The organism is Cupriavidus sp. SK-4 (assembly GCF_000611125.1).
GTDB lineage: Bacteria > Pseudomonadota > Gammaproteobacteria > Burkholderiales > Burkholderiaceae > Cupriavidus > Cupriavidus necator.
This window is the reverse complement of record NZ_JFJW01000090.1, coordinates 78692-100683: the sequence shown is the minus strand read 5'-3', so window position 1 is coordinate 100683 and position 21992 is coordinate 78692. Positions and strand designations below refer to the sequence as shown.

The following is a 21992-nucleotide window of genomic DNA, read 5'->3' as shown; positions in this document are numbered from 1 at the left end:
AGAGACACGGGAGACAAACCGCCATGAACGCCCGCAACGAGATCGATTTCGGCACGCCCGCCAGCCCATCCACCGAACTGGTCACCCTGGAGGTCGATGGCGTCAGCGTCACCGTGCCCGCCGGCACCTCTGTGATGCGCGCCGCGATGGAAGCGCAGATCGCCGTCCCCAAGCTGTGCGCCACCGACAGCCTCGAAGCCTTCGGCTCATGCCGGCTGTGCCTGGTCGAGATCGAAGGGCGCCGCGGCTATCCGGCATCGTGCACCACGCCGGTTGAAGCCGGCATGAAGGTCAAGACCCAGAGCGACAAGCTGGCCGACCTGCGCCGCGGCGTGATGGAACTGTATATCTCCGACCATCCGCTCGATTGCCTGACCTGCCCGACCAACGGCAATTGCGAACTGCAGGACATGGCCGGCGTGGTCGGCCTGCGTGAAGTGCGCTACAACGACGGCGGCCCGGAAGCTGCGCCGATCGCGACGCACACGCAGATGAAGAAGGACGAGTCCAATCCTTACTTCACCTACGACCCCTCCAAGTGCATCGTCTGCAACCGCTGCGTGCGTGCCTGCGAGGAAACGCAGGGCACCTTCGCCCTGACCATCAGCGGCCGCGGTTTCGATTCCCGCGTCTCGCCCGGCACCAGCCAGTCGTTCATGGAATCGGACTGCGTCTCGTGCGGCGCCTGCGTGCAGGCCTGCCCGACCGCGACGCTGACCGAGACCTCTATCATCAAGTTCGGCCAGCCCTCGCACAGCACCGTGACCACCTGTGCCTATTGCGGCGTGGGCTGTTCGTTCAAGGCCGAGATGAAGGGCAATGAAGTGGTGCGCATGGTGCCGTACAAGGACGGCAAGGCCAATGAAGGCCACGCCTGCGTCAAGGGACGCTTTGCCTGGGGCTACGCCACGCACAAGGACCGCATCCTCAAGCCGATGATCCGCGCCAAGATCACCGATCCGTGGCGCGAGGTGTCGTGGGAAGAGGCGATCGACTACGCCGCGTCGCAGTTCAAGCGTATCCAGGCCGAGCACGGCAAGGACTCCATCGGCGGCATCGTGTCGTCGCGCTGCACCAATGAAGAGGGCTACCTGGTGCAGAAGCTGGTGCGCGCCGCCTTCGGCAACAACAACGTCGACACCTGCGCGCGCGTGTGCCATTCGCCGACCGGCTACGGCCTGAAGCAGACCCTGGGCGAATCGGCCGGCACGCAGACCTTCAAGTCGGTGGAGAAGGCCGACGTGATCATGGTGATCGGCGCCAACCCGACCGACGGCCACCCGGTCTTTGCCTCGCGCATGAAGAAGCGCCTGCGCGCCGGCGCCAGGCTGATCGTAGTCGATCCGCGCCGCATCGACCTGGTCGACTCCCCGCATATCCGTGCCGACTATCACCTGCAACTGCGCCCGGGCACCAACGTGGCACTGGTGACCTCGCTGGCCCACGTGATCGTCACCGAAGGCCTGCTCAATGAAGCCTTCATCGCCGAGCGCTGCGAGGACCGCGCCTTCCAGCAATGGCGCGATTTCGTCTCGCTGCCGGAGAACTCGCCGGAGGCGATGGAAAGCGTGACCGGCATTCCGGCAGAACAGCTGCGCGGTGCCGCACGCCTGTATGCCACCGGCGGCAACGCTGCGATCTACTACGGCCTGGGCGTGACCGAGCATGCGCAAGGCTCCACCACCGTGATGGGCATTGCCAACCTGGCCATGGCCACCGGCAATATCGGCCGCGAAGGCGTGGGCGTGAACCCGCTGCGCGGGCAGAACAATGTGCAGGGCTCGTGCGACATCGGCTCGTTCCCACATGAGCTGCCGGGCTACCGCCACGTGTCGGACTCGACCACGCGCGGCCTGTTCGAAGCCGCGTGGAATGTCGAGATCAGCCCCGAGCCGGGCCTGCGCATTCCCAATATGTTCGAAGCCGCGCTGGCAGGAAGCTTCAAGGGACTGTATTGCCAGGGCGAGGACATCGTCCAGTCCGACCCGAATACGCAGCACGTGTCCGAGGCGCTGTCGTCGATGGAATGCATCGTGGTGCAGGACATCTTCCTCAACGAGACCGCCAAGTACGCCCACGTGTTCCTGCCGGGCTCGTCCTTCCTGGAAAAGGACGGCACCTTCACCAATGCCGAGCGCCGCATCTCGCGCGTGCGCAAGGTGATGCCGCCCAAGGCCCGCTATGCCGACTGGGAAGCGACCATCCTGCTGGCCAACGCGCTCGGCTATCCGATGGAATACAAGCATCCGTCGGAGATCATGGACGAGATCGCGCGCCTGACGCCGACCTTCGCGGGTGTCAGCTACAAGCGCCTGGACCAGCTCGGCAGCATCCAGTGGCCGTGCAACGCCGACGCGCCGGAAGGCACGCCGACCATGCATATCGACGCCTTCGTGCGCGGCAAGGGCAAGTTCATCATCACCAAGTACGTGCCCACGACCGAGAAGATCACGCGCGCCTTCCCGCTGATCCTGACCACCGGCCGCATCTTGTCGCAATACAACGTCGGCGCGCAGACGCGCCGTACCGACAACGTCTACTGGCATGCCGAGGACCGGCTGGAGATCCATCCGCACGATGCCGAGGAGCGCGGCATCAAGGACGGCGACTGGGTCGGGGTGCAGAGCCGGGCAGGCGACACGGTGTTGCGTGCCATCGTCAGCGAGCGCATGCAGCCGGGCGTGGTCTACACCACCTTCCACTTCCCGGAATCCGGCGCCAACGTGATCACCACCGACAACTCCGACTGGGCCACCAACTGCCCGGAGTACAAGGTCACCGCGGTGCAGGTGCTGCCGGTGGCGCAGCCGTCGGCGTGGCAGCGGGAGTACCAGGAGTTCAACACCCAGCAGCTGCAACTGCTGGAAGCCGCCAGCGCCGACCCGGCGCAGGCCGTACGCTGAGCGGAGGGCCGCACCATGATGCGCTGCATGCAGTCACCGGAGCTACATCCGGCCGCGGCCGGAGACGCCGCACCGGTTACCCACAGCACCTTCGCCGTCAGCCGCTGGCGCCGCGGCGAGCTGATGCTGAGCCCCGATGAAGTGGCCGAGGAAGTGCCGGTCGCGCTGGTGTACAACGGCATCTCGCACGCGGTGATGCTGGCGACGCCGGCCGACCTGGAAGACTTTGCGCTCGGGTTCAGCCTGAGCGAAGGCATCGTTACCCGTGCCGCCGATGTCTATGACATCGAAATCGACACGCGCGAGGAAGGCATCGCGGTGCAGCTGGAGATCGCATCGGAAGCCTTCATGCGGCTCAAGGACCGCCGCCGCTCGCTGGCCGGGCGCACCGGCTGCGGGCTGTGCGGCACCGAATCGCTGGAACAGGTGATGCGCCTGCCGGCACCGGTGCGCAGCGATGCCAGCTTCCACACCGACGTGATCCAGGCCGCCTTCGTGCAACTGCAACTGCGACAGGAGCTGCAGCAACACACGGGTGCGACGCATGCTGCCGCATGGCTGCGTGCCGATGGCCACGTATCACTGGTGCGCGAAGACGTGGGCCGCCACAACGCGCTGGACAAGCTGGCGGGCGCGCTCGCCCGCAGCGGCGAGGACATCTCCAGCGGAGCCGTGCTGGTGACCAGCCGCGCCAGCTATGAAATGGTACTGAAGACCGCCGCCATCGGCGCCGGCGTGCTGGCAGCAGTGTCCGCACCGACGGCGCTGGCCGTGCGGCTTGCCGAACAAGCCAATATCACCCTGGCCGGCTTCGTGCGCGCAGGCGCGCACGTGGTGTACGCCCATCCCCAACGTCTGCAGCACGAAGTGAGTCTGGCATGAAGATCGACAACCTCATCACCATGGCCAACCAGATCGGCAGCTTCTTCGAGGCCATGCCGGATCGTGAGGAGGCTGTCTCGGATATTGCGGGGCACATCAAGCGGTTTTGGGAGCCGCGGATGCGCAAGGCCCTGCTGGGGCATGTGGATGCCGAGGCAGGGAGCGGGCTGCTGGACATCGTGCGCGAAGCGCTGGGGCGCCATCGGGCGATGCTGGAGTAAATGAGGCGCCAAGCAGAAACACCACCTCACCTCAACCTCAACGGCTCCAGCAACGCGCCGTCATACTCCCCGCGCGAAATGCTCCCGAGCTCCAGCATCCGCTGCAGGATATAGACCTGCCGCTGCCGCGCCCGCCTGGGATTGGCCACAGGATTGTTAGCCGAAGGCGCCTTGGGCAACCCGGCCAGCATCGCACACTCCGCCAGCGTCAACTGATCCAGCCGCTTGCCAAAGTAAGTCCGCGCCGCATCGGCAAAGCCATACGCCCCCTGGCCCAGGTAGATCTTGTTCATGTACAGCTCCAGGATCTCGTCCTTGGACAGCGCCTTTTCGATCCGGTATGAGAGCAGCACCTCGTACAGCTTGCGGGTATAGGTCTTGTCCCGCGACAGGTAGAAATTGCGTGCCACCTGCATGGTGATGGTCGATGCCCCCTGCGACAGCTCGTCCGACAGGTTGGCAACGCCGGCACGGACGACGCCGATGTAATCGATGCCGTCATGCACGTAGAAGCGCTCATCCTCGATCGCCACCACGGCTTCGGTCAGCTCGCGCGGTATCTTGCCGATGGGCACGTAGTCGGGCGTATGGCGGAAGGCGGTAAGCGCGTCGAGCGACGGCAGCTGCCGGTTGGCGGTCAGGATGGCAATGGCGGCCAGCAGCGCACCGCCGATCACGGCGAGCACCAGCAGCTTGATGAAGGCGGACCAGAGGCTTTTCATGGCACGTATTGTGCCAGTCGAGCGCGGCTGGGCGCGAGCCCCGCCGCGGCTTCATGCTCGCCGGGATACTGCATGCGGTCGACGCCCGTCGCCGGCGGCGTGTCGTGCAGGTAGCGGATGAAGGCCTCGACCTCGGCGCTCAGCCAGTCCAGGCCCAGCTCCAGCGCGGGCTTTCCGGCTGGATGTCACCCCTCAGACCCAGCCCAGCCAGCGCCAGTAGGTGGCCGCGAACAGCAGCATCATGGCGTAGCCGATGATCGTCACGGGGATGCCGATGCGCGCGAACTGGCGGCCGTTGAAGGTTTCCGTGCCCAGGCACACCATGTTCTGCGGAGCGTTGATCGGCAGGATAAAGCCGAAGCTGACCGTAAAGCCCAGCAGCATGGTCATGCCCACGCGGTTGATGTCGCCGGGCAGCGTCTGCAGCACCGCGATCAGGATCGGCAGCAGCGCGGCGGTCAGCGCGGTGGCGCTGGCAAAGCCCAGGTGGATCAGGATCAGGAAAGCCGACAGGATCGCAAACACCAGCAGCGCGCCGTGCGTCGCCAGCCCGGAATGCGTGACCACGAATTGACCCAGCCACTGGCCGGCGTTGGTGGACAGCAGCGCCGTGCCCAGGCTGATGCCGACGCCGAACACGATCAGCGTGCCCCAGGGCGTGCGTTGCTGCATGGTCTTCCAGTCCATCACGCCGATGCGCGGCATCATCAGGATCACCAGGCCGACGAAGGTCACGGTGGCGGTGTCGAAGCTGTGCAGCTTGCCTTCGGTAGCCCAGAACAGCAGCAGGCCCAGCGATACCGCGGCCAGCCGCTTCTGCGGTGCGCTCATGGGGCCCAGGGCCGACAGCTCGCGCTGCACGGCTTCCTTGCCGCCGGGGATGGCGTCGGTCTCGGCGGGCAGCAGCAAGCGCACCAGGAAATACAGCACCACCGACATCGCGATGGCCCACGGCGCGCCTGCGATCAGCCATTGCAGCCAGGTGATGCGCTCGCCCAGCAGCTTGTCCATGAAGCCCACCGTCAGCAGGTTCTGCGCCGCGGCGGTCTGGATGCCGACGTTCCAGATGCTGGTGGCCTGCGCCACCGTGATCATGATGCCGGCGGCAATATTGGACTTCTTGTCGACGCCGAAGGCGGCGATCACGCCCATCATGATCGGCACCACGCAGGCGCTGCGCGCGGTGGCGCTGGGCACCACCAGGCTCAGCGCGATGGTGACGGCGATCGTGCCGATCAGGATGCGGCGCGTGCTGGTGCCGATGGCAGACAGCGTCACCAGCGCGATGCGCCGGTCCAGCCCGGTCACGGTCATCGCTGCTGAGATAAACAGCGCCGCGGCGACCAGTGCCAGCGCGGTGTTGGAGAACCCCGCCAGTGCCATGCCGAGCGCCTTCGAGGTGCCGTACTGCACCGAGGGGTCGTTGACGGTCGGCGCAAAGCCGATCAGGCCCGCCATCAGCGAGGTGATCATGATGGCGCTGGTCTCATATGACACTGCCTCGGTGATCCACACCACGATGGCGAAGGCGAGGATCGCCAGCATGCGCTGGCCGGCGACGGTCAGCCCCTCGGGCTGCGGGATCGCCAGCACCACCAGCAGCGCAGCGATGGCGGCGAACAGGCCCCAGTGCAGCGTGAGTTTCGGTGTCGGCACGACAGCCTGTGCAGCCGCGGCGGAGGGTGCGGAAGGGGGGGAGGCGGAAGTACCTGTCATCGCCGGCATCCTTTTGGTTGGTGGTCCTGGTCGATACCCCGGGGCACCCGGCCCGGACGGCTCTCGGCGGACAGTGCGGCGCGCCGGCGCTGGGACAGCACGGCCGGCAGGACAGGCAAGTGTCGGTCGCGAGACGGCATCCGTGTGCGGTGTGCCCGGAGCGGCCTCGCTGCTGGCGTGGCCGCCGCGTTCGACATGATAGGAATTTTCCGACTGGCAGCCGGCCCTGTCGAGGGCAACTCCATGCTATTTCCGCCCGTCATGAGCCAGATCAAATCCACGCGTGATCAATGGATACCGGGGCCGCCGCAGGCGTCATACCAGTGAGAAGCTCGCCACATAAGGCCTGGCGGCGGTGTGTGTGCGCAAGCACGCCACCATGGCCCCGGCCGGGTGATGCATGAGCGGGAGTGATCTGAAATAATTGGAGCCGACCATGAAGGTTTTAGTACGGGGACTGAAAGCAGGGCTGGACGCGGCGGCGCTGCGCGAGGCGCTGGCGCGGTATGCGAAGATCCGTTCGGTGGAACTGGTGGAAGCGGGCGACCCGAAGCACCCGTGGGCGTGGGTCGATATCGATGCCAGTGCGCTGACGGTGTGGAAGCTGGTGGCGCGGCTGGACCGGCGCTATATCGCCGGCTGCCACCTGCGCTGGCATGTGCCGGCGTACCGCGCGCGCTGAAGCGCCGGCACGGCATCGGCCCGCATCGCAAGGACAATCGGGAAAGAACAATGATCAAGTGGCTTCAACGCGCAGGATGCCTGCCCGCCCACGCCGTCGTGCCGCAGGCTCCGGCCGCGGCCAGCGTGCAGGGCGGGCATGACCTGGCATTCGACACCATCAGCAATGCGCGCGACCTGGGCGGCCTGGCCGGCGCGGGCGGACGCCGCGTGCGCCAGGGGCGCCTGTACCGCAGCGGCAACCCCGCGCTGGCCAGCGCGGCGGACCTGGAGCGGCTGCAGACGCTGGGGCTCGACATGGTGGTGGATTTCCGTTCGCCCGGCGAGAAGTCGCCTGAAGAGGCCGCCTTCGGCCAGCGCTTCCACTGGGTGGCGGCGCCGGTGCTGGAGGGCAGCATGGCGATGGACGTGCTGATGCCGCGCCTGCGCGCCAGCACGCCGGCACAGATGGATGCCTTCATGCTGGAGGTCTATGGTGACTTCCCGGTGCGCTACCGCGACGCCTTCGCCGGCTTCATGCGCGCCGCGCAGGGCGGCAAGACGCTGCTGTTCCACTGCACCGCCGGCAAGGATCGCACCGGCTTTGCCGCACTGTTGTTGCTGGCGGCGCTGGGCGTGGCGCAGGACGATATCCTGGCCAACTACCTGGAGTCGAACCAGCGCAATGCGCAGTTCAACCAGACTGCGCTGGCGCGCATGGCCGGGCTTGGCGTGGCCCCCGCGGTGATGACGCCGCTGCTGGAAGTCCGCGCCAGCTACCTCGATGCGTCGATGCAGGCCATCGACGCGGGCTGGGGCAGCGTCGACAACTACCTGCGCGACGCGCTCGAAGTGGACGTCGCGCAGCTGCGCGGGCACTACCTGGCAGGCTGACTCAGAGCTGCCCGCATTCGCGCAGGATGCGGGCGGTGTTCAGCGCAATCATCCCTTCTTCATCGGTCGGCAGCACCAGCACCGGCACGCGGCTGTCGTCGCGGCTGATGCGCTGGCTGTTCTCGCCGTTGGCGCCGCCGTCGAGCGCGATGCCGAACAGGCCCGCTAGGTGTTCGCAGATGCGTGCGCGCACCGGCGGCGAGTTGGCGCCGATGCCCGCGGTGAACACCAGCACGTCAAGGCCGCCCAGCGTGGTGGCGAGCTTGCCGATCTCCTGCGCGGCGCGGTAGGCGTAGAAGTCCAGCGCCAGCCGCGCGCGCGGCGCATCGCTGGCCAGCAGCGCGCGCATGTCGCTGCTCACGCCCGACAGTCCCTTCAGCCCGGATTCCTGGTACAGCATCGCCTGGATCTCGGCCGGCTTCATGCCCTGCTGCGCCAGCCACAGCAGCGCGCCGGGATCGACCGAGCCGCAGCGCGTGCCCATGGGCAGGCCGTCGAGCGCGGTCAGGCCCATGGTGCTTTCCACGCTGCGGCCGTCGCGCATGGCGCACAGGCTGGCGCCGTTGCCCAGGTGTGCCACGATCACGCGGCCCTCGGCCAGGTCGGGCGCGACCTGGCGCAGCCGGCGCGCGATGTACTCGTACGACAGTCCGTGGAAGCCATAGCGCCGGATGCCGCGTTCGTAGTACGCGTACGGCAGCGCCATCAGCTGCGCCAGCACGTCGTGGCCGGCATGGAAGGCGGTGTCGAAGCAGGCCACCTGCAGCAGGTCCGGCACGGCCTCGCGCACCGCGCGGATGGCAGTCAGGTTGTGCGGCTGGTGCAGCGGTGCCAGCGGCACCAGCGCCTCCAGCTTTGCGATCACCTCGTCGTCGATGCGCACGGCCTGCGCATAGTCGGCGCCGCCATGCACCACGCGATGGCCGATCGCCACCGGCGGGTTGTCGCGCAGGCCCACGCTGAGCACCAGGCGGAAGGCGGCGTCGTGGTCGGCTACCTGGGCCTGCGGGAAGGTCTCGTCGGCGACCACGCGCCCGTCGGCCATGCGCGCGGTCAGGCGCGGCGCCACGCCGATGCCCTCGATCTGGCCGTGCGCGCTCAGCACCGGGTTGATGTCGGCATTGCCATGCGCGGCGTCGGGCACGGCGTAGACCGAGACCTTGACGCTGGACGAGCCGGCGTTGACAACGAGGATGACGGGATGCACGGCAGGATGGATGGCGGTCACGCTGGATGGACTCCCAAGTGGTTGCGCAAGGGCTGCACGGGAACGGCTCAGACCTGCGCCGCGGCTGCGGCGGTGCGGCGCGCGTGCGCCAGCAGCACGGCAATGGCGCAGCTGCCGATGCGCGCGCGCACGCTGTCGGCCCGGCTGGTGAGGATGATGGGCACGCGCGCGCCCAGCACGATGCCGGCGGCTTCGGCGCCGGCCAGGAAGGTCAGCTGCTTGGCCAGCATATTGCCGGCTTCCAGGTCCGGCATCAGCAGGATGTCGGGGTCGCCGGCCACGTCCGAGTCGATGCCCTTGGTGATGGCGGCCTCGCGGCTGATGGCGTTGTCGAAGGCGAGCGGGCCGTCCAGCACGCCGCCGATGATCTGGCCGCGCCGTGCCATGGTGCACAGCGCCGCGGCGTCGATGGTGGAGGGGATCTTGTCGGTGACGGTTTCCACTGCCGACAGGATCGCCACCTTGGGCCGCTCGATGCCCAGCACGTGCAGCAGGTCGATGGCATTGCGGCAGATATCGGCCTTCTCGTTGAGCGTGGGGAAGATGTTGACCGCCGCATCGGTGATGAACAGCGGCTTGTGGTAGCGCGGCACGTCCATCGCGAACACATGCGACAGGCGCCGCCCGGTGCGCAAGCCACTGGCCGAGGCGGTGACCGCGTGCAGCAACTCGTCGGTGTGCAGGCTGCCTTTCATCAGCAGCTCGGCGTCGCTGGCCCGCACGGCTTCGACCGCGCGCTCGGCCGAGGCATGGCTGTGCGCGGTGTCGATGATCCGGGTGTCGCCCAGCGCAAGTCCATGCGCGGCGGCGACCTGCCGGATGCGCGCGGCGGGCCCGACCAGGATCGGCACGATCAGGCCAAGCTCCGCGGCCTCGAGCGCGCCGCTCAGCGATGAGACATCGCAGGGGTGCGCCACCGCGGTGGGGATGGGCGGCAGCCCGGCGCAGCGCGCGAGCAGCGCAGCGTACTTGTCCGGCGCCTCGGCGGCGGGCGCGGCAAGTCCGGACATGGCAGACGTGGCAGTCGAGGCAGCGCTCATGGCGATGTTCCGAGAGCGGATGCTGGGCAAGGATATTGTTCCGGCGCGGTGGCGTCGAGGGATGGCCCGTCGGTCTCGCACCGGGCGCTCCGCGCACCGCTTTGCTGCAGTGCGCAAGCGCACTGCGCCAGTATAGGCGACGAATTTGTCGGGTTGATGACCAATGGATGCTGCGTGCCGTGAGGCTTTGGGGGGCGCCGGTCAGTGGGTTGCACGGCATCGCCGCGGCTGCTAGGCTTGTTTTAGCTGCAATGCAACAAGCGTCACTCCGGGCGGCGGACAGCGCGCCAGCGCCCGGCAGCGGCGCCAATCAGGGGAAAGTGGAATGACCGCACGCATACCCGCCAAGCCGCCGCAAGGCAGCTCCGGCCCATCACCCTCCACCACGCAGGCCCCTGCAGCCGCCAATCCGTTCGCGGCACTTGGCCAGCCGGCGCTGGAATACTTCACCGACGCCTGGCAGCGCACCGTGCTGCTGTTCGACATCCTGCGCGAGCGCGGCAACGAGACTGCCGAGCATCAGCGTGAGGGCATGCCGCCTGTGCTCGTGTTCGAGCAGGAACTGCTGGCCGACGGCCGCGAACTGCCCGAGCCCGTCAACTACGCGCTGCTGCGCATCGTGCCGCCGGCCAACAGCCCGACCGACCCTGCCAAGCGCGCCTTCGTGGTGATCGACCCGCGCGCGGGCCACGGCCCCGGCATCGGTGGCTTCAAGGCCGACAGCGAGATCGGCATCGCGCTGCGCACCGGGCATCCATGCTATTTCGTCACCTTCTTCCAGGAGCCTTGCCCGGGGCAGACGATCGAATCGGTGGCGCGCGCCGAGGCCGACTTCCTGAAGATCGTCGGCGAGCGGCACCCGGATGCACCCGGCAAGCCCTTCGTCATCGGCAACTGCCAGGCCGGCTGGGCGCTGATGATCGTGGCCGCGGTCGCGCCCGAGCGCACCGGGCCGCTGCTGGTGGCCGGCGCACCGCTGGCGTACTGGTCGGGCGTGCGCGGGCGCAACCCGATGCGCTACAGCGGCGGGCTGCTGGGCGGCTCGTTTCTGGCATCGCTGACCGCCGACATGGGCAATGGCCGCTTCGACGGCGCCTGGCTGGTGCAGAACTTCGAGCAGCTCAATCCGGCCAACACGCTGTGGAAGAAGCTCTACGACGTCTACGCCAAGGCGGACACGGAAGGCCCGCGCTTCCTGGAGTTCGAGCGCTGGTGGGGCGGCCACTTCCTGATGAACCGCGCGGAGATCGACTGGATCGTGCAGAACCTGTTCGTCGGCAACCGGCTGACCGCGGGCGAGGTGCGCAGCAGCGACACCAAGACCGTGGTGGACCTGCGCAACATCCGCTCGCCGGTGATCGTCTTCGCGTCCTGGGGGGACAACATCACGCCGCCGCAGCAGGCGCTGAACTGGATCCCGGACCTGTACCCCACCGATGAGGAACTGGTCGCCAACGACCAGGTGATCGTCTACTGCCTGCACGAGACCGTGGGGCACCTGGGCATCTTTGTTTCCGCCGGCGTCGCCAACCGCGAACACAGCGAACTGTTCTGCGCGCTGGACCTGATCGATGTGCTGCCGCCGGGCCTGTACGAGGCCAAGATCGAGGACGTGGCGCCTGACCTGCCGCACCGGGACCTGGTCGAAGGGCGCTACCTGGTGCGCTTCGAGCGCCGCAGCGTCAACGACATCCTGGCGCTGGACGACGGCCGCGAGGACGAACGCCCGTTCGAGGTGGTGCGGCGCGTGGCCGAGATCAACCAGCACATGTACGACACCTTCGTTTCGCCATGGGTGCGCGCGATGTCCAATGAACTGGGCGCGCAGTGGCTGCGCGCGCTGCACCCGGCGCGGCTGGAGCGCTCGCTGGCGACCGACATGAATCCGTGGATGGCGTGGATCGGCGCGATGGCGCGGGTGGTGCGCGCGCATCGCGCGCCGGTGGCGCCGGACAATCCGTTCCTGACCATGGAGAAGGCCGCGTCGGCGCAGATCGTCAGCGCGCTCGACCAGTATCGCGATGTACGCGACGCATGGTACGAGCGGACCTTCGAGGCAATCTACGGCTCGCCGGCGATGGCGGCGCTGGTGGGCATGAGCGGGCAGGTGCCGGCCAACGTTGAGTCGCCCGTCACCGTGGCGCTGCGCAAGGAGCTGGCGCAGCGGCGCCTTCATGATGCCGAGGCGGCGATCGGGCAGGGCGGCACGCTGGAGGCCTTTGTGCGCGTGCTGGCCTACGTGGCCGATCGCCCCAGCGCCATCGAGGAGCGGCCGTTCAACCTGCTGCGCCGCATTGCGCGCGAACAGCAGCAAGCCACCGATCAATCCGGCGGCCATGCCGACCTGGCCGCGTTCAAGACGGCGGTGCGCCAGCAGAGCTTTATCGTCAGGCTGGATCCGCAGCGCGCGATCCGGGCGCTGCCGGCACTGGTGCCGGACCGCGAGACCCGCCGCAAGCTGATGGTGGCGGCGCATCGCGTGATGACGGTCGGCGGCCCGCTGGCAGGCGAGCGGCTGGGGCGCTATCGCGAAGTCGCCGAAGTGATGGGCACGGGTCATCCGCCCGAGGTTGCCGACGCAGCCGCGTCGGTGGATGCGGCCGATACCGCGTCTGCCCCCAGCCATGCCGGGAAAGCCAAGCCGCAGGCCGCGCGCGCCACGCGGCCGCGCAGCTGAGGGTTGCGCACCGCATCCGGTCCTACAGGAGCCGCCATGGTCAACGTATCCAATCCGCCGCTTGCCGGCGCCCGTGTGCTGGTGGTCGGCGTGGCCAATGCCGATTCGATTGCGTGGGGCTGTGCCAGGGCGTTCCATGAACTGGGCGCACAGGTCGCCATGACCTACCTGAACGACAAGGCCTACCCGCACGTGGCGCCACTGGCCGAAGCCATTCAGGCGCCCATCCTGATGCCGCTGGACGTGGAAGACGCGCAGCAGACGGCGGCGCTGTTTGCGCGCATCGAGAGCGTGTGGGGCGGTCTCGATTCGGTGGTCCATTCGATTGCGTTCGCGCCCAAGGCCGACCTGCAGGGCGGCCTGCTCAATTCGTCGGCAGAGGGGTTTGCGCGCGCCATGGACATCTCATGCCACTCCTTCGTGCGCATGGCGCACCATGCTGTGCCGCTGATGACGCAGGGCGGCACGCTGTTCGCGATGAGCTATGAGGGCGCCAACCGCGTCGTGCCCAACTATGACCTGATGGGCCCGGTCAAGGCGGCGCTGGAAGCCAGCTGCCGTTACCTGGCGCACGAGCTGGGGCCGCTGGGTATCCGCGTCCACGCGATTTCGCCCGGGCCGCTGAAGACGCGCGCGGCCTCGGGACTGAAGGACTTCGACCTGCTGCTGGCCGACGCCGCCGGGCGCGCGCCGCTGGGCGAGGTGGTCGACATCATGGACGTGGGCTTTGCCACTGCCTACCTGGCCACGCCGTATGCGCGGCGCATCTCGGGCAATACGGTCTATGTGGATGGTGGCGCGCACATCATGGCCTAGTGTCCTGCGCTGGACCGATCCGCAATTCGGATTACCATAGCCGCGTCTCGGACTCCAATGCGGTGCCGGCCACCGGCACCCGACATCCATGCTTGAACTCCAGGGAGCCATCTGGTTCCGCTCCGGCTCGCAAGACTGGGGCGGCAAGGACCGCATCGCGCTGCTCGCCGCCATCGGCGAACACGGCTCGATCACCGCGGCCGCGCGCGCGGTCGGCATCAGCTACAAGGCCGCGTGGGATGCCATCGATGCCATGAACAACAGCGCGGGCGAGCCGCTGGTGGTGCGCGCCGCCGGCGGCAAGGGCGGCGGCGGCACGCACCTGACCGCGCGCGGCGAGCAACTGATCCGCACCTATCGAGCGCTGGAAGACGAGCACCAGCGCTTTGTCGCGCAGCTGTCGCGCCTGGGCGAGGGGGCAGCCGACGATATCCACCTGATGAGACGAATGATGATCAAGACCAGTGCACGCAACAAGCTGTTCGGGCGCGTGGCCAGCGTGCGCGGCGGCGCGGTCAATGACGAGGTCGTGCTGGCACTGCCCGGCGGGCAGCAGATCGTGGCCACCATCACGCATGAAAGCGTCGAAACGCTGGCGCTGGCCGAGGGCGCGGAGGCGTTTGCGCTGATCAAGGCATCGTCGGTGCTGGTGGGGCTGCCCGATCCGGGGATGCGGCTGTCGGCGCGCAACCAGCTGCCGGGGGTGGTATCGCGCGTGATGCCTGGCGCGGTGAACGCCGAGGTGGTGATCGAACTCGACGGCGGCGGTACGGTTGCGGCGATCGTGACCAATGGCAGTGTGGAAGCGCTGGGGCTGGAGGTGGGGGTGGCTGCGGTGGCGGTGTTCAAGGCGTCCAGCGTGATTCTGGGCGTCGTGGGATAGAAGGGAAGCAGAAGCAAGGGAAATGTGCTTTCTGCGTCTCCCGTTGCGCCGCAATTCCATGCGGAGCTTGTCGGGCGTCCGAAAAAATACTACAAATATCGGACAACATGTCCGATCTCAAGACAAGCATTTCCGAACTGCTCGATCTCGCTGGCCCCAACCGTGTCTGGGTGCCAAGCGACTTCTCGTCTTTGGGCAAGCGCGATGCCGTGGACAAGGTCTTGCAGCGCATGGTGCTGGCGGGCGAGTTGCGGCGCATCGACCGGGGTCTCTATGACCATCCGAGACTAAACCGATTGACGAAGCGAGCCAGTGCGCCCGACTACCGCAGCGTGATCGACGCCATTGCGCGGCGTGACAACATCCGGTTGCTGGTCGACGGCATGACGGCTGCCAACGACCTGGGCCTGACCGACGCGGTGCCGGCACGGGTGACTATCCACACGGACGCGCGCCGCCGCTCGATCCAGTTGGAAAACCTGACCATAGAGTTCAAGCAGACAGCGCCGAGCCGTCTCTATTGGGCGGGGCGTCCGGCGATGCGCGTGGTACAGGCTCTCCACTGGCTTAAAGATACCTTGCCATCGGATCACGACCGGATCCTCGCCCGATTGAGATACGTGCTGGCCGATTCCACGCATGGCCCGGCCATTGTCGAGGACCTGCGCGACGGATTCACCTTGCTGCCTGCCTGGATGCAAGACCTCGTTCGTGGCATCTGCGGGCACGACCCTCGCGTGACGGCAACTCACAGGTAGCGGCATTAGGCAGGCAGGGTACGCTAGACCTCGGTTGCGACTGGGAGTCTATCGATTGAACGAGAACTATCGCCAGGTCATTGCGGCGGCTGATGCCGATCGGCGGGATTTGTTTCTGAGCACAGCCGCACGCATGGGCACGACCGCGCGCAACGTCGAGAAGGACTTCTGGGCCTGTTGGACACTCGACGTACTGTTTAATGGGCTGCCTGCCGATGCACCGAGATTGTTGTTCAAGGGCGGTACGTCGCTGTCAAAGGCATTCGGGCTTATTCATCGGTTTTCCGAAGACATCGACATCGCGGTCTTCCGTGACGACCTGGGGCACGCGACAGGTTTGGCAGACCTGGATGCGCTCAGCGGAAAGAAGCGCCGCGTGCGCCTGGAGGCGATTCGCACGGCTTGCCGGAGATACATCATCGGCCCGCTTGCCGACCACTTTGGTCAGCTGGCAACGGCGCTCTTGCCGCCGCGAAGCTTCCGAGTCGAACCTGATCCTGACGATCAGGACGGGAAGAGCCTGTTGTTCTGGTACCCCAGCATCACGGCAGCCCCCGGCGACTACATTCGTTCAGCCATCAAGATCGAAGCTGGAGCGAGATCCGCGCTGGATCCGCACATCACCGTCACCGTCACGCCATTTATCTCAGCAGACCTTGCCGGCCTCGACCTGACCGTAGCGGAGGTGACCGCGGTAAAGCCTGAGCGCACGTTCTGGGACAAGATCATCATTCTGCATGGCCTGCGTCAATGGCATGCGCGCCGCGGCGTGCTGCGGTACGGAGGTCAACGCATTTCCCGCCATTACTACGATCTGCATCAGCTTCTCCGCGTGGCTGAGGAGCGCCAATGGATGAACCAGAGGGCGTTGGCCGTGGACTGTGCTCAGCACGCGCGGCTCTTCTTTGGGAGTCCCGATCTCGGCCTGGAGACCGCGCGGTTTGGGAGTTTTGCGCTGATGCCCAATGCAGCAATGCGTGCGTCGATTGCCCGCGACTATGAGGCGATGGCCGGCATGGTATTCGGAGAAATCCCGGTGCTTGACTCAGCGCTGGACAGCATCCAGCAGATAGAACACACCGTAAACGGTGGTCTGACCATGCAATAATAGCCACCCAAAAAAACAGCCGTTCCACAACCAATGCACGCCGCCCTGGCCGGCTTCTCCCTCGGTCTTTCCCTGATTCTTGCCATCGGTTCCCAGAATGCCTTCGTACTGCGACAAGGGTTGCGGCGCGAGCATGTGTTCTGGGTCTGCCTGGTGTGCGCGCTCTCAGATGCGCTGCTGATCCTGCTGGGCGTTTCCGGCTTTGCCGTGATGATCCGCGAGCTGCCCTGGCTGGGTGCAGCGATGCGCTACGGCGGCGCGGCTTTCCTGATCTGGTATGGCGCGCGCAGCTTCCTGGCGGCGTGGCGCTCGAACGCGGTGCTGGATCCCAGCGACGCCGCGCCGCGGCCGCTTGGGGCCACGCTGGCGGTGTGCCTGGCGTTCACCTGGCTCAATCCGCATGTATATCTCGATACGGTGATGCTGATCGGCTCGGTGTCGACGCAGTTCGCAGGGAACGCGCGCGAGTTCGCCGCGGGTGCCATGAGCGCGTCGTTCCTGTTCTTCTTTTCGCTGGGCTATGGCGCGGCGTTGCTGCGGCCGGTGTTTGCGCGGCCGCGCGCGTGGCAGGTGCTGGAAGTGGTGATCGGCATCACCATGTGGGTGATTGCCGCGCGGCTGCTGCTGGGCTGATTGCAAGGAGAGAAACGCATGCCAAGAAACGTCGAGATCAAGGCCCGCATTGACAGTATCGAAGCCGTGTTGCCGCATGCGGCAGCGCTGGCAGACAGCGGTCCCGAATACATCCGCCAGGACGACACCTTCTTCCCCTGCGCCAACGGCCGGCTCAAGCTGCGCGAGTTCGCCCCCGACCGCGGCGAGCTGATCTTCTATGCGCGTGCCGACGAGGCGGGGCCAAAGGAGAGCTTCTACATCCTGTCGCCGACGCAATCGCCGGATACCATGCGCGCGGCGCTGGCCGCGGCGCATGGCGAGGGCGGGCGGGTGCGCAAGCTGCGCACGCTGTACCTGGCTGGCCGCACGCGCGTGCACCTGGACCGGGTCGAGGCATTGGGCGATTTCCTGGAACTGGAAGTGGTGCTGGCCGACGGCGAGCGTCTGGAGGACGGCGTGGCCGAAGCCCACGCATTGCTGGCGCGGCTGGGCATTCCCGCGTCGAACCTGATTGAAGGCGCCTACGTCGACCTGCTGCGCTCGGCTCAGGCCACGCGCGCCGACACCGGCGCGTAGACCGGCGGATGGTGGCGGCTGGTGCCGCTGCCGAAGATGCGGCCCTCGCGGATTTCCAGCACGTGGTCGCCCAGCGCCTCGACATCGGCGGGATCGTGCGAGATCACCAGCATCGGCACATCCAGGCTGGCCTGCAGCGTGCGCAACTCCGCGCGCATGCGCGCGCGCAGCGCGGGGTCCAGCGCGGAGAAGGGTTCGTCCAGCAACACGATGTCGGGCTGTGCCACCAGCGCGCGCGCCAGCGCCACGCGCTGCTTCTGGCCGCCGGAGATCTCCGCCGGGTAGTTGCCGACGATGTCGGCCAGGCCGAAGGCGTCGATCCAGCGCTGCGCTTCCGGATGCACGGCGCCGCGGCGCGGGTTGCGCCAGCCGCGCGACAGGCCGAAGCCGATGTTCTGGCCCACGTTCAGGTGCGGGAACAGCGCGTATTCCTGGAACAGGTAGGCCACGCGGCGCTCTTGCGGGCGCACGTCGATGCCGGCGTCGGCATCGAACAGCGTGCGGCCGTTCAGCACGATGCGGCCGCTGTCTGGCGCCAGCAGGCCGGCGATGGCGCGCAGCGTCAGGCTCTTGCCGGCGCCCGAGGGCCCGAACAGCGCAATGCGCCGGCTGGCCGAATCGAAATCGATATCCAGTGCAAAGTGGCGGTCGGCCGAGACCATCTGCTTGCGGATGCTGACGTGCATGCTCATGGCGACTCGGCTTAGCGGATGCGCGGGCGCAGGCGCCGGCGTTCGTAGATTTCAGCGGGGTTGCGCGTGGCGGCCGGCACCAGGCGCCCGGCGACCACCAGCAACAGCACGCAGGTGACGGAGGTCACCAGCACCAGCAGGTTCGCGGTGTTGTCGTCGCCGGCCTGTACCGCCTCATAGATGGCGACTGACAGCGTCTGCGTGCGCCCCGGCAGGTTGCCGGCGATCATCAGCGTGGCGCCGAACTCGCCCAGTGCGCGGGCAAAGGCCAGCAGCACGCCGGCGACGATGCCGCGCGCCGCCAGCGGCAGCGTGACGCGGAAGAAGATGCCGGCTTCGGGCACGCCCAGCACGCGGGCGGCGTTCTCCAGCTGATGGTCCACGCCTTCAAAGGCGGCGCGCGCGGACTTGAGCACCAGCGGGAAGGCGACGATGGTGGAAGCCAGCACCGCGCCCTGCCAGGTAAAGACCAGTTCGATGCCCAGCCGCGCCAGCCACTCGCCGAATACGCCACGGCGTCCCACCAGCACCAGCAGGTAGTAGCCCAGCACCGTGGGCGGCAGCACCAGCGGCAGCGTCAGCACCGCATCGACCACGTCGCGCAGCGGCGAGCGCCAGCGCGCCAGCGCCCAGGCCGCGCCGACGCCGAGCACGGCATTGAGCGCGGTGGCCCATCCGGCCACCTTCAGCGACAGCAGCAGCGGTACCCAGACGGCGTCCATGGTGCGCGCAACGCTCCGTCAGGGCTTCTGGAAGCCGAAACGCGACAGGATGGCCTGGCCTTCAGGCGAGGCGATGTAGTCGACGAACTGCGCCGCTTGCTTCTGCTGGCGCGTCTGGCCGGTGATGGCGATGGGGTAGGTCACCGGCGTGCGGCTTGGCACGCGCACGGCCACCTTGACCTTGTCCGGCATCACCGCCGCGTCGGTGGCAAAGACGAAGCCGGCTTCGACCTCGCCGCGTGCGACGTAGTCCAGGCTCTGGCGCACGTTCTGCGCCGGCACGCCCTTGGCGGCCACGGCATCCCACAGCCCGGCCGCTTCCAGCGCGCCTCGGGTGTAGCGGCCCACCGGCACCGAGGCCGGGTTGCCATAGGCGATGCGCTTCACTTCCGGGCGCGTCAGGTCCTGCAGCGAGGCGATGGCCAGCTTGCTGTCCGCGGGCACGATCAGCACCACCTGGTTGGCGGCGAAGTTGCGGCGCGAGGCCGGCGCGATCACCTTCTCGGCCTCGGCCTTGTTCATCGCCTCCTGGTCGGCCGAGGCGAACACGTCGGCCGGCGCGCCCTTGATGATCTGCTGCATCAGCACGTCGGACGCGCCGAAGTTCAGCACCACGTGCGTGCCGGGATGGGCGCGCTCGAACGACTCGGCCAGCGACTTGAAGGCGTTGGTCAGGCTGGACGCGGCGGATACCACCAGGTCGGCGGCAAAGGCGGGCGGAGCGGCCAGCGCCAGCGTGGCGACGGAGGCGGCCAGCAGGAACCCGCGGCGGCAGGAGCGGAGGGCAGACATCGGAATCCTCGGGAATCGGCCAGCCGGCGTGTGCGGCAAGGCCTGTGCGGGTGGACTGTCAGGCGCAATATACGTCTGTATATAGCGCTGCGTCAATGATGCGCCATGACGGCCGTCATGGGTATTCGAAGTTGCTTAAGTGCTGTATCAGGGACTGCGAATGAGCCCCAGGGGTGAGGGCCGGCGCCTTGGGCGCCGGCCGTGCCGGTTTCACGCCGGCGGCGTGCCTTCCTTGAACAATGACTTCAACTGGGTGCGCAGCTCAGGGGAGTCCTGATGCTGGTGCACGGCCACCGCGTGCTGGACCGCGGCTTCGAGCAGTTCGTCTTCGCTGTCGGCGCTCATTGCCACCGTGCAGTGGGTGTCGCTCGGGAACTCGCGGCAATCGATAAACTTGCGTGCCATGATGCCTCCTGACGCCGGCCCGCAGAGTGGGCTGGAGCCGGTGCATCCAGTATAGGCACGCGGCTACAGCACTGGCGTCAGCACCCTGCCGTCAGCCAGGAACGCATCCAGGTTCTGCAGCGTCAGCGCGGTCATTGCCGCGCGCGTTTCATGCGTGCCGCTGGCCATGTGCGGCGCCAGCACGACATTGTCCAGCGCCAGCAGCGCGGGCGGCACGTTGGGCTCGTCCTGGAACACGTCCAGGCCGGCGCCGCCCAGGCGCCCGTCAACCAGCGCCGCCACCAGCGCCGCCTCGTCGATCACGCTGCCGCGCGACACATTGACCAGGATGCCCCTGGGCCCGAGGGCTTCGATGACCTCGCGCGATACCAGCCCGGCCGTCGACGGCCCGCCGACGGTGGCCACCACCAGGAAGTCGGCCCACGTCGCCAGCGCCTTCAGGTCAGGCTCGAAGCGCCACGGCGCGCCCTCGCGCGGGCGGCGGTTGTTGTAGGCGATCTCCATGTCGAAGCCCTGCGCGCGGCGCGCCACGATCTCGCCGATGCGGCCCAGCCCGAGGATGCCGAGCTTCTTGCCCGACACGCGCGTGGTCAGCGGGAAGCCGCCCTGCGGCCAGCGCCCGGCGCGCACGAAGCGGTCGCCATGGGCGATGCCGCGCGCCGCATCCAGCAGCAGCCCGAAGGCCAGGTCGGCGACGCAGTCATTGAGCACGTCGGGCGTGTTGCTGACCTGGATGCCGCGCGCGCGGGCCGCATCCAGCGCGATCGCGTCATAGCCCACGCCGAAGCTGACGATGGCTTCCAGGCGCGGCAGCGCATCGATCAGCGCCGCGCTGCAGCCGTGGCGCGCCGAGGTCACCACCACGTGCACCTGCTGGCCCTCGCTGCGCGCCCACGCGATCGGATTGGCCTGCTGCCACAGCGCGGCGGCGCCGTATTGTTGCTGCAGGGTGGCATTGGTCTGCGGCGCGAGCGGGCCGACCTGGAGGATCTGGGGAGCAGACATGGGATGCGGGATGCAAGGAGGGGACGGGCAATGGTAGCGCAAGGGCCCCCCCTGCGCAGGGGGCAGGCAAATCGTGCGCGCGCAAGTTGTGCGATGTTCGTGCCGGCCGGTGGTATCGCGCCCGCGGGCGGCAGGTTATGCTGCGATCCTCATCCCTGTTGCCCCACTTCACATGCCATGAAAACCATCTACCTGGCTGGCTTCGACGTCTTTCGCAAGGATGCGCGCGCCTGGGGCGAGCACCTCAAGGCGCTGTGCGCAGCGCACGGCTTCAGCGGCCTGTATCCCCTCGACAAATCCGCGCCCGATGGCCTGTCGGATGCCGACACCGCGCGCTGGATCTATGACGCCAATCTTGCGCTGCTGCGGCGCGCCGACATGGTGATGGCCAACCTCGACGATTTCCGCGGACCGGGCGAGCCGGATTCCGGCACGGCGTTCGAGGTGGGCTTTGCGGTGGCGCTGCAGAAGCCGGTCTGGGCCTACAGCGCGGATGCGGGCACGCTGCGCGAGCGCGTCACCGTGACCACCGACGAGGATGGCGCGCCGCTGGATGCGCGCGGCTACGTGGTGGAGGATTTCGGGCTGGGCAAGAACCTGATGCTGGCGTGTTCGGCGAAGCTGGTGCAGGGTGGGGCGGCCGAGTGCCTGGCGGCGATGGCCGAGGCGATTCACCG

The 21992-nt window shown here is 67.6% G+C and carries 21 protein-coding genes and 1 pseudogene; 13 read left to right on the top strand and 9 right to left on the bottom strand.

Annotated features, from left to right (window positions below; translation table 11 throughout):
* The first annotated feature begins 23 nt into the window (after nucleotides 1-23).
* The 3 genes from fdhF to CF68_RS19865 are packed head-to-tail and all read left to right on the top strand — an operon-like array spanning nucleotide 24 to nucleotide 4006.
* Nucleotides 24-2903, top strand: coding sequence for a formate dehydrogenase subunit alpha (fdhF, locus tag CF68_RS19875; RefSeq protein ID WP_035822024.1), 2880 nt, complete (start codon nucleotides 24-26; stop codon nucleotides 2901-2903).
* Between the two features lie 15 nt (nucleotides 2904-2918).
* Entirely contained in the window at nucleotides 2919-3785 is an 867-nt protein-coding gene (gene fdhD, locus CF68_RS19870) for a formate dehydrogenase accessory sulfurtransferase FdhD (RefSeq protein WP_035822022.1), read from the top strand.
* Nucleotides 3782-4006 (top strand): formate dehydrogenase subunit delta, encoded by a 225-nt coding sequence (locus tag CF68_RS19865; protein ID WP_010811246.1) that lies wholly within the window; start codon nucleotides 3782-3784, stop codon nucleotides 4004-4006. Before fdhD ends, CF68_RS19865 begins: the two co-directional genes overlap by 4 nt.
* Nucleotides 4007-4032: 26 nt before the next feature.
* On the opposite strand, the gene CF68_RS19860 is transcribed toward CF68_RS19865, so the two are convergent.
* Both CF68_RS19860 and CF68_RS19855 read right to left on the bottom strand, forming a co-directional pair.
* Nucleotides 4033-4728, bottom strand: a complete 696-nt coding sequence (locus CF68_RS19860) for a transglycosylase domain-containing protein (protein ID WP_035822020.1) — start codon at nucleotides 4726-4728, stop codon at nucleotides 4033-4035.
* A gap of 192 nt (nucleotides 4729-4920) precedes the next feature.
* Entirely contained in the window at nucleotides 4921-6444 is a 1524-nt protein-coding gene (locus CF68_RS19855; RefSeq protein ID WP_084187328.1) for an anion permease, read from the bottom strand.
* Between the two features lie 436 nt (nucleotides 6445-6880).
* On the opposite strand from CF68_RS19855, the gene CF68_RS19850 reads away from it, so the two are divergent.
* Complete coding sequence (locus tag CF68_RS19850) at nucleotides 6881-7126, top strand: hypothetical protein (protein WP_010811526.1); 246 nt, start codon at nucleotides 6881-6883, stop codon at nucleotides 7124-7126.
* A gap of 50 nt (nucleotides 7127-7176) precedes the next feature.
* Entirely contained in the window at nucleotides 7177-7998 is an 822-nt protein-coding gene (locus CF68_RS19845; RefSeq protein WP_035822016.1) for a tyrosine-protein phosphatase, read from the top strand.
* Between the two features lies 1 nt (nucleotide 7999).
* Here CF68_RS19845 and CF68_RS19840 read toward each other — a convergent pair whose 3' ends face one another.
* Nucleotides 8000-9226: an acetate/propionate family kinase gene (locus tag CF68_RS19840; RefSeq protein ID WP_035822013.1), complete on the bottom strand. Its 1227-nt coding sequence runs from the start codon at nucleotides 9224-9226 to the stop codon at nucleotides 8000-8002.
* A gap of 47 nt (nucleotides 9227-9273) precedes the next feature.
* Nucleotides 9274-10236, bottom strand: a complete 963-nt coding sequence (locus CF68_RS19835) for a phosphate acetyltransferase (RefSeq protein ID WP_035822095.1) — start codon at nucleotides 10234-10236, stop codon at nucleotides 9274-9276.
* A gap of 355 nt (nucleotides 10237-10591) precedes the next feature.
* On the opposite strand from CF68_RS19835, the gene CF68_RS19830 reads away from it, so the two are divergent.
* From CF68_RS19830 to CF68_RS19800, 7 genes are all read left to right on the top strand, one after another.
* The gene (locus CF68_RS19830) at nucleotides 10592-12943 is read left to right on the top strand and encodes a DUF3141 domain-containing protein (RefSeq protein WP_035822010.1); all 2352 of its coding nucleotides are present in this window, start codon (nucleotides 10592-10594) and stop codon (nucleotides 12941-12943) included.
* A 36-nt stretch (nucleotides 12944-12979) separates the two neighbouring features.
* The gene (gene fabI, locus CF68_RS19825) at nucleotides 12980-13759 is read left to right on the top strand and encodes an enoyl-ACP reductase FabI (protein WP_035822008.1); all 780 of its coding nucleotides are present in this window, start codon (nucleotides 12980-12982) and stop codon (nucleotides 13757-13759) included.
* Nucleotides 13760-13847: 88 nt separating this feature from the next.
* Nucleotides 13848-14642 (top strand): TOBE domain-containing protein, encoded by a 795-nt coding sequence (locus CF68_RS19820; protein WP_035822006.1) that lies wholly within the window; start codon nucleotides 13848-13850, stop codon nucleotides 14640-14642.
* A gap of 107 nt (nucleotides 14643-14749) precedes the next feature.
* Complete coding sequence (locus tag CF68_RS19815) at nucleotides 14750-15400, top strand: DUF6088 family protein (RefSeq protein WP_035822004.1); 651 nt, start codon at nucleotides 14750-14752, stop codon at nucleotides 15398-15400.
* 55 nt (nucleotides 15401-15455) lie between these two features.
* A complete protein-coding gene (locus CF68_RS19810) occupies nucleotides 15456-16508 on the top strand; it encodes a nucleotidyl transferase AbiEii/AbiGii toxin family protein (RefSeq protein WP_035822001.1) in 1053 nt (350 codons plus the stop codon).
* A gap of 33 nt (nucleotides 16509-16541) precedes the next feature.
* Nucleotides 16542-17141 (top strand): LysE/ArgO family amino acid transporter, encoded by a 600-nt coding sequence (locus CF68_RS19805; RefSeq protein ID WP_035821998.1) that lies wholly within the window; start codon nucleotides 16542-16544, stop codon nucleotides 17139-17141.
* A gap of 18 nt (nucleotides 17142-17159) precedes the next feature.
* On the top strand, nucleotides 17160-17699 hold the full coding sequence (locus CF68_RS19800) for a class IV adenylate cyclase (protein WP_035821995.1): 540 nt from the start codon (nucleotides 17160-17162) through the stop codon (nucleotides 17697-17699).
* On the opposite strand, the gene CF68_RS19795 is transcribed toward CF68_RS19800, so the two are convergent.
* The 5 genes from CF68_RS19795 to CF68_RS19775 all read right to left on the bottom strand — a co-directional run bounded on the left by CF68_RS19795 (nucleotide 17669) and on the right by CF68_RS19775 (nucleotide 21315).
* A complete protein-coding gene (locus CF68_RS19795) occupies nucleotides 17669-18391 on the bottom strand; it encodes an ATP-binding cassette domain-containing protein (RefSeq protein ID WP_035821992.1) in 723 nt (240 codons plus the stop codon). The two genes, CF68_RS19800 and CF68_RS19795, sit on opposite strands and share 31 nt — an antisense overlap.
* An 11-nt stretch (nucleotides 18392-18402) precedes the next feature.
* Complete coding sequence (gene modB / locus CF68_RS19790) at nucleotides 18403-19113, bottom strand: molybdate ABC transporter permease subunit (protein ID WP_035821989.1); 711 nt, start codon at nucleotides 19111-19113, stop codon at nucleotides 18403-18405.
* A gap of 18 nt (nucleotides 19114-19131) precedes the next feature.
* Nucleotides 19132-19905 (bottom strand): molybdate ABC transporter substrate-binding protein, encoded by a 774-nt coding sequence (modA, locus tag CF68_RS19785; protein ID WP_035821986.1) that lies wholly within the window; start codon nucleotides 19903-19905, stop codon nucleotides 19132-19134.
* Between the two features lie 210 nt (nucleotides 19906-20115).
* Nucleotides 20116-20310: a DUF1059 domain-containing protein gene (locus tag CF68_RS19780; RefSeq protein WP_035821984.1), complete on the bottom strand. Its 195-nt coding sequence runs from the start codon at nucleotides 20308-20310 to the stop codon at nucleotides 20116-20118.
* A 63-nt stretch (nucleotides 20311-20373) separates the two neighbouring features.
* Nucleotides 20374-21315 carry a 2-hydroxyacid dehydrogenase gene (locus tag CF68_RS19775; protein WP_035821982.1) on the bottom strand — a complete coding sequence of 314 codons (942 nt, stop codon included), beginning with the start codon at nucleotides 21313-21315 and terminating at the stop codon, nucleotides 20374-20376.
* A 3-nt stretch (nucleotides 21316-21318) separates the two neighbouring features.
* Between CF68_RS19775 and CF68_RS19770 the strand changes: the two are divergent.
* A pseudogene (locus CF68_RS19770) lies at nucleotides 21319-21992 on the top strand (nucleoside 2-deoxyribosyltransferase); the annotation flags it as partial.